Origin of the sequence: Pseudomonas sp. ACN5 (assembly GCF_002303975.1) — a bacterium.
In the GTDB taxonomy this organism is placed as follows: Bacteria; Pseudomonadota; Gammaproteobacteria; order Pseudomonadales; family Pseudomonadaceae; genus Aquipseudomonas; species Aquipseudomonas laurylsulfatiphila.
Window position 1 is genome coordinate 268,827 of the sequence record NZ_MRCP01000006.1, and the last position, 13,650, is coordinate 282,476.

Sequence of the window (13,650 nt, forward strand, 5' to 3'; positions counted from 1 at the left end):
ATCAGCTTTGTGGCCTGTTAAATCAGGCATCTACTAAGTAAAACTATGTACTTATAAAAATTTTGCCGAATGGTAATGAAAAGCCCCAATTCTGACAAGGTAATTACCGGAGCCCACCACCCTCAAGCCTTGGAGTATAGGGCGTCTACGGATGTGGCAAGTTGTCACAGCGCAATTCTTTGATAAAACACAGGCATAAAAAAACGCCCAGCTCCGTGAGGAAACTGGGCGTTCTTTTTTGAACGTGAAAGCGAATTAACGCTTCGAGTACTGCGGACGCTTACGCGCTTTACGCAGACCGACTTTCTTACGTTCAACTTCACGAGCATCGCGGGTTACGAAGCCGGCTTTACGCAGGGCGCTGCGCAGAGTCTCGTCGTAGTCCATCAGAGCGCGAGTGATGCCGTGGCGGATTGCGCCAGCTTGACCACTCACACCACCGCCGATCACGGTGACGTAGATGTCGAACTTCTCGACAGTCTCAGTCAATTCCAGCGGCTGACGAACTACCATGCGGGCAGTTTCGCGGCCGAAGAAATTATCCAGCGAACGGTTGTTGATGGAGATGTTACCAGTACCCGGACGCAGGAAAACGCGTGCGGTTGCGGTCTTGCGACGGCCAGTGCCGTAATTTTGAGTCGCCGACATAATGTACTATTCCGTTAAAACTTCAGTTCTTGGGGCTGCTGAGCAGTATGTGGGTGTGCAGCGCCCGCATAGACTTTCAGCTTACGGTACATGTCGCGACCCAGCGGGTTCTTAGGCAGCATGCCTTTGACCGCGGTCTCGATCACGCGCTCAGGGGCCTTGGCGATCAGCTTTTCAAAGTTGATCGACTTGATGCCGCCCGGGAAACCGGAGTGGGAGTAGTACATTTTGTCAGTGGTTTTAGCACCGGTAACACGGATCTGCTCAGCGTTGATTACGACGATGTAGTCGCCGGTGTCAACGTGAGGAGTGTACTCAGGCTTGTGCTTGCCACGCAGACGGCTCGCGATTTCGGTGGCCAGACGACCCAGGGTCTGACCAGCAGCGTCGACGACAAACCAGTCGCGCTTTACTGTTTCCGGTTTAGCAGTAAAAGTTTTCATTCTTTATAGCCTCAGGGGCCGCCCTGTAAATTAGACGGCGGATCTTACTGAATAGTGCGTACTTTGACAAGTCAAAGGCAGCCGGATACAGACGCTTTCGGGGGCTCGGGTCGGCGCGTCCGTTCAACGGCAAGATTCTTCGGCGGCGGCGCATCACTTCCACTGCAGAAAGAGGTGCGCAATTATGCAGATTGCGAAAAATAATTCAACCTGCTTTTATGATTGTTTTGCCCAAGGAGCAGCACGATGGACTATCGCCAGCTAGGCCGAACCAATCTGAACGTGAGTGCCCTCTGCCTCGGAACCATGACCTGGGGTGAGCAAAACAGCGAGGCAGACGCCTTCGCCCAGATTGAACGAGCCAAGAGCGCCGGGATCAACTTCATCGACACCGCCGAAATGTACCCGGTGCCGCCCAAGGCCGAAACCTACGCCACCACCGAACGCTACATCGGCAATTACTTCAAAAGCCGCGGCGACCGCGGCGACTGGATCCTGGCCAGCAAGATCGCCGGCCCCGGCAATACCATCGACTACATCCGCGACAAGAACCTTCGGCACAATCGGCAGCACATCACCGAAGCCGTGGACGCCAGCCTCAAGCGCCTGCAAACCGACTACATCGACCTGTACCAGTTGCACTGGCCGGAGCGCAGCACCAACTTCTTCGGCCAGCTCGGCTACAAGCACAAGATCGAGGCCAACCTGACCCCGCTGGAGGACACCCTTGAAGCGCTTGACGAACAGGTCCGCGCCGGCAAGATCCGCCACATCGGCCTGTCCAACGAAACGCCGTGGGGCACCATGCGCTTCCTGGCCCTGGCCGAAGCCCGTGGCTGGCCGCGCGCCGTTTCGATCCAGAACCCGTACAACCTGCTCAACCGCAGCTTCGAAGTCGGCCTGGCGGAAATCGCCATCCGCGAGCAATGCGGCCTGCTCGCCTACTCGCCGCTGGCGTTCGGTTTCCTGTCAGGCAAGTACGAAGGTGGCGCCCGCCCGCCAAAAGGCCGCCTGAGCCTCTACAGCCGCTTCAGCCGCTATTTCAACCCACAGTCGGAAGCAGCCTGCAGCCGGTACGTGGCCCTGGCTCGCGAACACGGTCTGGACCCGGCGCAAATGGCCCTGGCGTTCGTGACGCAGCAGCCGTTCGTGACCAGCAACATCATTGGCGCGACGACGATGGAGCAACTGGACAGCAACATCGCCAGTTTCGACTTGAAGCTGTCGGAAGAAGTGCTGGAGGGGATCGAGGCGATTCACAAGGATCACCCGAATCCGGCACCTTGATTGATCTCTAAACCCATTCGCGGGCAAGCCCGCTCCCACAAGGACTACGCTGTACCTGTGGGAGCGGGCTTGCCCGCGATGGCGTCTGGCCTGCCCAACTCAGATCAAAGCGACCGCGCAATGATCTCCTTCATGATCTCGTTCGTCCCGGCATAGATCCGCTGCACGCGCGCATCCGCCCATGCCCGCGCGATCGGGTATTCCCACATGAACCCATAGCCACCGTGCAACTGCACACACTCGTCGAGCACCTTGCACTGCAGGTCGGTCCCCCAGTACTTGGCCATCGCCGCCGTTGGCACGTCGAGCTTGCCTTGCAGGTGCAGTTCCAGGCAGCGGTCGACGAAGACACGGCCGATCTGGATTTCCGTGGCCATCTCCGCCAGTTTGAACCGGGTGTTCTGGAAATCCGCGATCGACTTGCCGAACGCCTTGCGCTCGCGGGTGTAGTCCAGCGTCCATTGCAGCGCCGCTTCGGCCGATGCAAGCCCGCCAACGGCCACCGTGAGGCGCTCCTGAGGCAATTCCTGCATCAGGTAGGCAAAGCCCATCCCGGCCTGGCCCAGCAGGTTTTCCTTGGGCACACGCACGTCCTGGAAGAACAGCTCCGAGGTGTCCTGGGCTTTCATCCCGACCTTCTCCAGGCGCTTGCCCTTGTCGAAGCCCGGCGTATTGGCTTCCACCAGAAACAGACTGGTGCCCTTCGCGCCGGCCTTCGGATCGGTCTTGGCGACGACGATCACCAGATCGGCCAGGTAGCCGTTGGTGATGAAAGTCTTGGAGCCGTTGATCACATACTCATCGCCATCGAGCACGGCCGTGGTTTTCACGCCCTGCAGATCGGAACCGGCGCCCGGTTCGGTCATGGCGATCGCGGTAACCATCTCGCCGGACACCAGTTTCGGCAGGTACTTCTGCTTCAGCGCCTCACTGCCGTAATGCAGGATGTACGGTGCCACGATGTCCGAGTGCAGGGAAAAACCGATGCCGGTCAGGCCAAGTCGCCCCACTTCTTCGATCACCACCGCGCTGTAGAGAAAGTCCGCCCCCAGACCGCCGTACTCTTCCGGCAAGTGTGAGCAGAGCATCCCCGCCTCCCCTGCCTTGTTCCACAGCTTGCGGTCGATATAGCCTTGTTTTTCCCATTGCCCATGGAAGGGCACTGCCTCCTTTTCGAGAAACGTCCGCACGCTGTCGCGGAAAAGCTCGTGCTCGGAACTGAACAAGGTTCTGGGGATCATGCGGCACCTTTTCTTTGTTTTTAGAAGGAGTTGACCTTCAGAGACTATGCCTCGCTTCCGATACAGGACACTGGACACATCCGACAAAAAATAAGACGATCCAGCCGTCTGGTGACCACTTCCCCCTATAAAAATAAAGTTGAATTATGTCTAACCAAGCCTCCACGCCCCTGCGGCGCGTCAGCATCCTGGCCATCGACCGGGTTTTCGCTTCCACCCTCATGCAAGCCAAGGATTTCTTCCACCTCGCCAGCCTGCGCTACGGCAAACAGCTGGGCCAGGGCCTGACACCGGCGTTCGAAACCCGCCTGGTCAGCCCCGATGGCAAACCGGTCAACACCTTCAGCGATGTGATGATTCCGGTGGACGGTGGGCTGGAAAACGCCGACATCATCATTCTTCCCGCGTTCTGGGACGATTTCGAAAGCCTCTGCAAACGCTACCCCCAAGTCCTGCCCTGGTTACGCCAACAGCATGCGCGCGGCGCCGTGCTGTGCGGCGAGGCCACCGGTGTGTTCTGGCTGGCCGAAGCCGGGCTGCTCAACGGCAAGGAAGCGACCACCTACTGGCGCTTCTTCAATGCCTTCGCCGAACGTTTCCCACAGGTCCAGCTCAATCAGGACAAACACCTGACCGACGCCGACAACCTGTACTGCGCCGGCGGCACCACCTCGGCGTGCGACCTGTACATTTACCTGATCGAACGCTTCTGTGGCGCCAATGTGTCCCAGGCCGTAGCGCGGGACATCCTGTACGAGGTACAGCGCAGCTACTCGCCGGGACGCATCGGTTTTGGCGGCCAGAAGCTGCACCAGGACGTGATCATCCTGCAGATCCAGCACTGGCTCGAAGAACACTTCGCCGACAAGTTCCGCTTCGAAGACGTCGCCCGCGAACACGGCATGAGCATCCGCAACTTCATGCGCCGCTTCCAGACCGCCACCGGCGACAAGCCACTGCATTACCTGCAACGCCTGCGCATCGAAACCGCCAAGGGCTTGTTGTCCGGCAGCCGCAAGAGCATCAAGACCATCAGCTATGAGGTGGGCTATGACGATGCGAGCTTCTTTGCGCGGCTGTTCCGCCAGCACACGGAGCTGTCGCCGAACCAGTATCGGCAGCAGTTTCAGCAGGCTGCATAAAATCCCGCAAACTTGCTCTGGCTGCATTTCCACGTTCACGTGGGAATGCAGCCAGAGACGCTCTGCGCTCCGCTTTGACATGCGATAAAAAAGGTCATGGAGTGCATTCCCACGCTGGGCGCGGAAACGCCAGTGACCTCCATACAGCGTCTTTTCTTACGATAAAAAACGAATATAGAGCATCAACTTATCTCGTCCGACTAATGTACGCAGGCCATCCAGAGCTTCAACATCTTCCCCTTCAAACACCATCAGGGAAGATCAAAGGTGACTATCGGATCAAGCTACAACTACCCTTCATACATCGCCAAAGAGGCCGCCCGAACAAAGCGTTCGGCTAAAAACAAATGGGCAGCTCGCTTTCCCAATCCGCCGGATTTGTGCTTTGACTATCGTGCACTGGTAGAACAGGAAAACGGCATCGCCAGGGCAACTGACCCGCAACATAAAATCTGCATCATCGGCGCCGGCGTCACAGGCCTGACCGCCGCCAGAGAACTTTATCGCTGCGGCTTTACCCATATCACTCTCATCGAACAATCCAGACGCATCGGCGGCAGGCATCTGACCGTTCCCGGTAGCCGAAACTCAGCAACAAGTCATACACCGTTTGAAATGGGTGCCATGCGCATGCCCTTCTTCAACCGGGCGGATGAGCCGCCGACAGAAGGTCGGTCGCTGATGGCTTACTACGCCAATCAATTTGAATTGGCGTTTTCAGACTTCGCCAACCCCGGTAGCCAATGGGTTAGCTCGACAGGCATCTATCTCCGGGAGGGCAGCATGGGCGGCGGATCGGCGCCGCAAATGTTGATATGGAAAAACGAAGACGGCGAAACACCGCCTCCCGGCGATGAATTGCAAAAGGTTTATTCCAAGTGGAAAACCTTTGCCGATCGCATGACCCGCCACGTTGCGGAGCTTTATGCGAGGCAGGAATGGGAAACCACATGGGCTTCTATCGTCGAAAAATACGAGAGTATCTCGTTCCGCGACCTGGTCAGCATGCCAGCACTGGAAGCTTGGGATGGCCGCTCACCCGGAGATTTCGGCGGAATGGGAATGACTGCGCAAGAGTCCGCAATTTTTTACGCGATAGGTATCGGTGACGGTAGCTGGGGAGCTTTTTACGACGTCTGCTGCCTCTACCCTCTGCGTACCGCGATTTTCGGTTTCAGCAGCCAATTGCAACTGATCCATGGTCGAGTGGACTCAAACGGCGATCCACTGGATTCGCCCTACCTGAATAGCGAAGCCGTTTTTGACTCAATGGGGCAGAGTTTCGACAAGCCCCGCTACATCGGCCTCGCCGCGTTGGACGAATGCCTGCTGTTTGTGAAAGCCGACGAAACCGGAAAGTCCGTCTACGAACATTGCCTCGAAAGAAGCAATGGGCTTCTCACCGACTCATCCGTCACAAAACTGGAAAAGCTGACCAATCAAAAAATACGCGTCTATTACAACTGGAAACACAGTCAACCCGAGCAAACCCAGGAGCAATTTGATGACTTTGACTCGGTCATCATGACACTACCCTCCTGGCTGATTGAAACTCGAATCAAGCTCGAAAACTTCACCCGGGAGATGCTGCCTTTCGAGACGATTAACGCCTACAAAACCGCACACTGGGAAACTAGCTGCAAAGTGTTTGCACCGCTGAAGAAATCATTTCTCTCGAAAAACAAAAACATCCCGCAAGCCATCGTAACCGACAGTTTTATCCACGATGTCTATACCTACCGCTACAACGACAACTACAGCTATGACTGCATCCTGCTGAGTTATACCTGGGAAGATGACGCAACCAAGCTCGCCTCATTCAGCGATAAGGAATTGGTATCAAAATGCGCCGAAGAGCTGGATCGCATACTCATGAACTCTACCAATATCCAGGAGAAAATTTCTCCCTACATCGGCATTGATCAAGCGGTGGTTCAGCGTTGGGTCACTGATAAAAATGCTCTGGGCTGTGCCAAGCTTTACCGACCGGGCACCTACTACGATGCCGTCGGCCTGATGAAGTACAACCGGGACCTCGCTCATGTATCAGGCTTGTATTTGTCTGGCGAATCATTTTCCGTCGATGCCGGTTGGACGGAGCCATGTTTTCGCGGTGCTGTCGATGCAGTGATTCATATCTGCAACAAAACCGCCGCGACCTTCAATGGCGGATTTTCCTTGAGCGACTACCCGCACTACCAACTCAAAACCTGATCACATCCCCGCTCCAGAGCCATGCACGCAATACATGGCTCTACCTCTCGTGCCTGCCACCCACTGCCATCAAACATCACGCTGATCCACTTTAGGACAAGGACTACGACCTAAACGGAAGTAGCTGACTTACACCCCATTCCTGATTCCCCTCTTATACACACGCCATTTAACAGTTTGAAAAACAATAAAAAGAGGAACGACGGAATGACTGAGCCAACAAGCCCTGCTCGTGTAGCAGTCGTGCAATTCGATCCACAAGTCGGCATCGAGAAATGTGTAGGTAATCTGCGTCGCAGCCTGGAATTGGCGCTTGAAGCGGTAAACGGCGGTGCGAATCTCATCGTTCTGCCCGAGCTTTCCAATACCGGCTATTTCTTCAGCAATCGACAGGATGCCTTCGCCCATGCCGAAGCGGTTCCCGACGGACCAAGCGTGCGGTGCTGGATCGACTTCGCCCGCGAACACAACGTTTACCTCGTGGCCGGTCTGGCTGAACGCGACGGCATGCGACTCTTCAACACCGGCGTTCTGGTGGGACCAGACGGTTTTATCGGTAAGTACCGCAAAGCCCATTTGTGGAATCTGGAGAAGCTCTGGTTCACCCCCGGCGACCTGGGTTTCCCGGTTTTCGACACACCGATCGGCCGCATCGGGCTGTTGATCTGCTGGGACATCTGGTTCCCGGAAGTGCCACGGATCCTCGCCCAGCAAGGCGCGGACATCATTTGCAGCCTGAACAACTGGGTCTGGACACCGCCGCCGCTGTTCGACGATGCCGGTAAGTGCATGGCGTCTTATCTGACGATGACCGCCGCTCACGTCAACAACGTGTTTATCGCTGCCGCCAGCCGGATCGGCGAGGAGCGCGGCGCGCGCTACCTGGGCTGCTCGTTGATTGCCGGAACCAACGGCTGGCCGATTGGCGCCGTGGCTTCGGCAGACAGGCAGGAAATCCTGTTTGCCGATGTCGACCTGACCAGCTCCCGCAGTGCGCCCATCTGGAACAACCTGAACGATCTGCATCGCGATCGCCGATCCGATCTTTACGATCAGATGCTCGGCTACACCCAACACCCTTGCCTCCCACGTTGATCAGGAGGCCTACCGCATGGAAGTTGCAACCAACAAAAACCAACCATCGCGCAAATCACCGATTGATAAAGCCGTCGTCCTGCTAATAATCGGCGCGACACTGCTGATCGTCTGGCTTTCTTTCAGCAACCGTACTTTCTGGGGAGCGCATTGGCCCGGCTACGGCGACATGGTATCGCTGCTACCCGAACCGAGTGCCTGGTTGCGCTGGGTGTTAGGTGACATCAGCGAGGTGGCTTTCTACAAGCACGAGTTCGCCTCGATCGGTCTGCTGGCGGGCGCATATCTGGCTTACTGGGCGAATCGAACGGGGAAATCCTGGCAAGGATTTGCCATCTCTTATGGAACGGGGCTTTGGCCCTGGCTGGTCACCAGCTCGTTGCTCGGGCTGCTGCTGAGCAATCTGCTATGGGGCTGGACGGTGACAGCCACAACCTGGCAACCCACATTCGTAGCATTCGTCTCGCTGCCAGCAGCGATGGTGTTGATGTTTGGCGGAGGCTGGAAGGTCACGATCAACGGCGCACTCATGGGCGCCGTACTCGTCACACCGATGTGCCTGCTGATCGTCAATTACGTGTGCCAACCGCTGGCCCTGCCTGCGGTAATTGGCAATGTACTGGGCATGGCGGTTGCCAGCGTCCTGGCGTTTCTGTTCTGCCGCTATTGGCCGAATCTGGTGAAATCCAGGCCTTCGCAAACGCCCCCCACCTTGATCGCCACCGCCAAGGCGCCCGACTATGGCGTCATCTGGAGCCTGCGCCGGATTCTGGCGGACTTTTCCGAAGCACCGTTCTTCGGCAATGAGCTGGCCAGCCTTGGCCTGATACTGGGTGCATTGCTGGCGTACAGTTTGAACCCTTCAAGCCCCGCGTACGGATCGGGCCTGTTACTGCACATCATCGGTGCGCAGGCATTGGCCTCGGCCATCGGCCTGCTGATCTGGCGTCGACAATGGATGTTGCGCGGCTGGTATCCCACTTACATCCCGCTGGTTTCAGTGGTGCCCGCGGCGATTCTGGCCTATGGCGGCAGCTGGCAGATTATCGTCTCAAGTGCACTGCTGGGGGCGTTGCTCGCACCACCGCTGGCCTGTGTGATTGCCAAAAAATTACCGGCCGACATGCACGCCTACATCGCCAATGTACTGTCGATGGCCATCAGCACACTGCTGATCGTGCCGCTGATCGGCTTTCTGATCGCTGATTAATGTCCCGGCCATTCGGCTATATCGCGGCCTCAAAAGCGGATGAAGCCACTTTTCATTACAAACAAGCGAGGTATCCCATGGACCTGCCCAAACTGTCCATCGTGGCACTTGGCGGCACGGTAAGCATGCAAGCGAGCAATGCCGGTGAAGGCGTCATCCCGACCGTCAGCGGCGAAGCCCTGCTGACCTCCATACCGGAACTGACGACGCTGGCCCGAGTCACCGTTGAGACCCTCGGCCTGCTGCCCAGTGCATCCCTGGATTTCGAGTTTTTGCTGGACGTATTGTCCTGGGCTGAGTTTCAGGTCAAACAGGGCACCACTGGGATCGTGATAACCCAAGGCACCGACACCCTCGAAGAGGCCGCGGTGTTTTTGGATTACCTGTGGCCCTACGACACCCCCTTGGTGCTGACCGGCGCCATGCGTTCCGCAGCGCAGCCAGGTGCCGATGGACCGGCCAATCTGCTGGATGCATGTCGCGTTGCCCTGGCGCAGAACAGCCGGCAGCGCGGCGTCCAGGTCGTGATGAACGGACAGATTCATCAAGCGTACAGCGTACGCAAAACCGATTCGCTGGCATTGCAGGCGTTTTCCTCGCCAGTTGTGGGGCCCGCAGGCCTGCTGCTGGAAGACCGTGTTCGCTACCTGCGCCCGCCAGGGCCACGCACGGTGTTGCCTTTGCCGCAACAGACCACACAGAAAGTTGCGCTGCTTGAGGCCTCACTTTCGGCCGACACCCTGCTACTGGAGAATATTTTCGCACTCGGTTACGACGGGCTGGTGATCAGCGGTTTTGGCGCCGGCCACATCTCGCAGCGCTGGGCGACAAGAATTGGGCATATTACCGAACGAATCCCCGTGATCATTGCGACCCGAACCGGTTCCGGCTCCACCGCACGTGCTTCTTACGGTTTTGACGGCGGTGAGATGGACTTGATCCGCAAGGGTGCATCGATGGCGGGTTTTCTATGTCCGCGAAAAGCCCGGATTCTGCTTTGGCTGCTGCTCGGTTGCCAACGGCAGCACGAGCTTGCGCGGTATCTCAACGAAGGCATTTGACTTCAAAACAATGTACAAACCTGTGGGAGGGGGATTGCGCTGACAAAAAAGGCCTGCATTTGCAGGCCTCTTTCATTTTCCGAATCACTCTACCGATTTAAACGCTTATGGCTTGTGCGCCCGGGCCAGGAATTCGTGGGATTGCATTTCCAGCAGACGACTCAGGGTACGCTGGAACTCGAAGTTCAAGCGCCCGCCGGTGTACAGATCCTTGAGTTCGACTTCGGCAGAAATGATCAGCTTCACGTTACGGTCGTAGAACTCGTCGACCATGTTGATGAAGCGGCGGGCGATGTCGTCGGTGGTGACGCTCATCTGCTCGACATCGCTGAGCAGCACGGCGTGGAAGATCTTGCCCAGTTCGATGTAGTCGTTCTGGCTGCGCGGGCCGTCGCACAGTTCACGGAAGTTGAACCAGGCCACGTCATCGCAGGTGCGCAGGGCACGAATTTCACGATTTTCGATCATCAGCACGTCATTTTCGACCGCCGCCGTGCATTCCGGTGTTAGCGCTCGGAAGCTCTTGCGCAGGCTTTCGTTGGCGGCTTCGTCGAGCGGATAGTGGAACAGCTCGGCTTGTTCGAGGTGACGCAGACGATAGTCGACGCCGCTGTCGACGTTGACGATCTCGGTATTCTGCTTGATCAGCGCAATGGCCGGCAGGAAGCGCGCGCGCTGCAGGCCGTCCTTGTACAGACCGTCCGGCACGATGTTCGACGTCGCGACCAGGGTCACGCCGTTCTTGAACAGTTCTTCCATCAGGGTGCCAAGGATCATGGCGTCGGTGATGTCGGAAACGAAGAATTCATCGAAGCAGATGACCCGGGCTTCGGTGGCGAAGCGCTTGGCGATGATGGTCAGCGGGTTTTTCTCGCCGCCCAGGGTCTTCATCTCTTCGTGCACGCGCTTCATGAAGCGGTGGAAGTGCGTACGGGACTTTTCCTTGAAGGGCAGCGCTTCGAAGAAGGTGTCCACCAGGTAAGTCTTGCCGCGACCTACGCCGCCCCAGAAATACAGGCCCTTGACCGGGGTCTGATCCTTCTTGCCAAACAACTTGCCCAGCAGGCCCGGCTTGTTTTGCTCGGCCGCGACCAGATCGTCGTACAGGCGCTGCAAATGGCGCACGGCAGTTTCCTGCGCGGCATCATGGAAGAATTCCGGGCGTTTCAGATCAGCTTGATATCGTTCTAGGGGCGTCATAATTCGTTAGCAAGGCAACAAAAACGGGCCGACACTGTAGCGACGGCCCGGAGGAATGGCAATCGGCCCTTGGTCGGGCCGGACCGTTGTTTATTCCTGAACAGGTGTCAGGGCGATGCGCAAAGCCTCGACGGCAGCATCACGCGCAGCACTGTCGACAAAGGCCGGGCTGTCGGCAACGCACTCGCCTTCCAGCCAGACACTGAAGTTCAGTTCTTCATTTCGCACGTCCAGTGGCTGACCCGATTGCAGTTGCTTGGTCACCTGACCGGCGGTCTTGCCATCGGCGAAGTTGCGCGACAGCAGCAGTTGTTCACCATCGGCGGCCAGCAGACGGAAGCGGAAACTGCCGTCGTCTTCACGGAAGCTGACAAAACGCGCAGCTTTCGCGGTTTTTTTCTTGATGGTCGCCGCCACCTGAGTCTGGGCAACGAAGGAGCGCAGGCCCACCGCTTCACGCAATTCATTGAGGAAGGGTGTCGCTACCGCACGAGCCTTTTTCGCGCCGTGCTGCAGGATGTCTTCCAGATCCGCCGGGCGCTCGATCAGTTGGTTGTAGCGCTCACGGGATTCGCCCAGTTCATTGTCCAGCAGTTGGAACAGACGATTCTTCGCCTCACCCCAACCCAGGCCCTGCAACAGTTCGCTGCGGAACTCGTCGGCCTGCGCCGGGGTGGCGAACGCCTGGAACAAGGTGAACAGGTGCGAATTGTCCGGGTCCTTGGCTTCGCCGGGTGCGCGGGAGTCGGTGACGATCCGCGAAATCGCGTCCTTCATCTCTTTGGCGCTGCTGAACAGCGGGATGGTGTTGTCGTAGCTCTTCGACATCTTGCGGCCATCCAGTCCCGGCAACGTGGCAACGCTCTCTTCGATCAACGCCTCGGGCATGGTGAAGAACTCTTTGCCCTGGCCAAACAGGTGGTTGAAGCGCTGGCCGATGTCCCGCGCCATTTCCACGTGCTGGATCTGGTCGCGACCGACCGGCACCTTATGCGCGTTGAACATCAGGATGTCCGCAGCCATCAGCACCGGGTAGCTGTACAGGCCCATGGTGATGCCGGCGTCCGGGTCTTCGCCGGTCTCGACGTTCTTGTCCACGGAAGCCTTGTAGGCGTGGGCGCGATTGAGCAGGCCCTTGGCGGCGACGCAGGTCAGCAGCCAGGTCAGCTCGGGGATTTCCGGGATGTCGGATTGGCGGTAGAAGGTCACGCGCTCGACATCCAGGCCACCGGCCAGCCAGGTCGCGGCGATTTCCAGACGCGAGCGCTGGATGCGCAGCGGGTCATCGCACTTGATCAGGGCGTGGTAGTCGGCCAGGAAGTAGAACGAATCGGCATTGCTGTCACGGCTGGCGACGATCGCCGGGCGGATGGCGCCAGCGTAGTTGCCCAGGTGCGGCGTGCCGGTGGTGGTGATGCCGGTGAGGATACGGGTACGAGTCGTCATGGGTAATCGCTTGTCAGACTGCAATCAATTCGAGAGACGCGGCAGGATCAGATCCTTGAGATCGGTCAGCTTGCCATGAAAAAAGTGTCCGCATTCTGCCACTTTCAGCAGCTCATGGGGACGTTCGAGCTTCTCGGACCATTGGTAAACGATTTGTGGATCGATCACTTCGTCGGTTTCCGGCTGGATCAAGGTCAGCTCGCCCTGCTGCGGCAGTTGATCCTGGTCCCCCAGGCGCATGACCGCCGGCGCGACCATGAACAGGTGCTTGAGCTGCTCGCCCTTGGCCTCAAGGCGTCCGCCGAGACTTGCTGCAACAAAACCGCCGAAAGAAAAACCGAACAGGGTCAGCGGCAACTCCGGGTGTTTGTTGCGAAACCATTCGGCGACAGCCTGGGCATCATCAACTTCACCGGTACCCATGTCGTGGGAGCCCTCGCTGGCACCAACGCCACGATAGTTGAAGCGCAGGGTGACCAGTCCGGCGTCGCGCGCAGTGCGCTGCAGGGTCGAAACCACTTTGTTGAGCATGGTGCCACCCTGGACCGGGTTTGGATGGCAGATCAGCGCCAGGCCGCGAGGCTGCTCGTTGTCCAGGTAAAGGGCTTCCAGTTGACCCACCGGGCCATCAATCACTACAGGGGTTTCGCGCATAAGCAAGGA

At 57.8% G+C, this 13,650-nt stretch carries 12 protein-coding genes; 6 read left to right on the forward strand and 6 right to left on the reverse strand.

Going from position 1 to position 13,650, the window contains the following annotated elements; all coding sequences use genetic code 11:
• Positions 1-255: 255 nt before the first annotated feature.
• Complete coding sequence (gene rpsI / locus BSF40_RS13905) at positions 256-648, reverse strand: 30S ribosomal protein S9 (RefSeq protein WP_003228056.1); 393 nt, start codon at positions 646-648, stop codon at positions 256-258.
• Positions 649-662: 14 nt separating this feature from the next.
• Positions 663-1,091, reverse strand: a complete 429-nt coding sequence (rplM, locus tag BSF40_RS13910) for a 50S ribosomal protein L13 (protein ID WP_007917032.1) — start codon at positions 1,089-1,091, stop codon at positions 663-665.
• Between the two features lie 246 nt (positions 1,092-1,337).
• Between rplM and BSF40_RS13915 the strand changes: the two genes are divergently transcribed.
• Positions 1,338-2,378 (forward strand): NADP(H)-dependent aldo-keto reductase, encoded by a 1,041-nt coding sequence (locus BSF40_RS13915; RefSeq protein WP_095965543.1) that lies wholly within the window; start codon positions 1,338-1,340, stop codon positions 2,376-2,378.
• A 104-nt stretch (positions 2,379-2,482) separates the two neighbouring features.
• On the opposite strand, the gene BSF40_RS13920 is transcribed toward BSF40_RS13915, so the two are convergent.
• On the reverse strand, positions 2,483-3,619 hold the full coding sequence (locus tag BSF40_RS13920) for an acyl-CoA dehydrogenase family protein (protein ID WP_095965544.1): 1,137 nt from the start codon (positions 3,617-3,619) through the stop codon (positions 2,483-2,485).
• A gap of 221 nt (positions 3,620-3,840) precedes the next feature.
• Between BSF40_RS13920 and BSF40_RS13925 the strand changes: the two genes are divergently transcribed.
• From BSF40_RS13925 to BSF40_RS13945, 5 genes are all read left to right on the forward strand, one after another.
• Positions 3,841-4,761, forward strand: a complete 921-nt coding sequence (locus BSF40_RS13925) for a GlxA family transcriptional regulator (protein WP_172435712.1) — start codon at positions 3,841-3,843, stop codon at positions 4,759-4,761.
• A gap of 267 nt (positions 4,762-5,028) precedes the next feature.
• The gene (locus BSF40_RS13930) at positions 5,029-6,975 is read left to right on the forward strand and encodes an FAD-dependent oxidoreductase (protein WP_095965546.1); all 1,947 of its coding nucleotides are present in this window, start codon (positions 5,029-5,031) and stop codon (positions 6,973-6,975) included.
• Between the two features lie 207 nt (positions 6,976-7,182).
• Entirely contained in the window at positions 7,183-8,070 is an 888-nt protein-coding gene (locus BSF40_RS13935) for a nitrilase family protein (RefSeq protein WP_095965547.1), read from the forward strand.
• 16 nt (positions 8,071-8,086) lie between these two features.
• Complete coding sequence (locus BSF40_RS13940; protein ID WP_095965548.1) at positions 8,087-9,280, forward strand: hypothetical protein; 1,194 nt, start codon at positions 8,087-8,089, stop codon at positions 9,278-9,280.
• Between the two features lie 77 nt (positions 9,281-9,357).
• Entirely contained in the window at positions 9,358-10,341 is a 984-nt protein-coding gene (locus tag BSF40_RS13945; protein WP_095965549.1) for an asparaginase, read from the forward strand.
• A gap of 105 nt (positions 10,342-10,446) precedes the next feature.
• On the opposite strand, the gene zapE is transcribed toward BSF40_RS13945, so the two are convergent.
• From zapE to BSF40_RS13960, 3 genes are all read right to left on the reverse strand, one after another.
• Complete coding sequence (zapE, locus tag BSF40_RS13950) at positions 10,447-11,541, reverse strand: cell division protein ZapE (protein ID WP_033047639.1); 1,095 nt, start codon at positions 11,539-11,541, stop codon at positions 10,447-10,449.
• A 90-nt stretch (positions 11,542-11,631) separates the two neighbouring features.
• On the reverse strand, positions 11,632-12,987 hold the full coding sequence (locus tag BSF40_RS13955) for a tryptophan--tRNA ligase (RefSeq protein ID WP_095965550.1): 1,356 nt from the start codon (positions 12,985-12,987) through the stop codon (positions 11,632-11,634).
• Positions 12,988-13,011: 24 nt separating this feature from the next.
• Complete coding sequence (locus tag BSF40_RS13960) at positions 13,012-13,641, reverse strand: alpha/beta hydrolase (protein WP_095965551.1); 630 nt, start codon at positions 13,639-13,641, stop codon at positions 13,012-13,014.
• Positions 13,642-13,650: the final 9 nt, after the last annotated feature.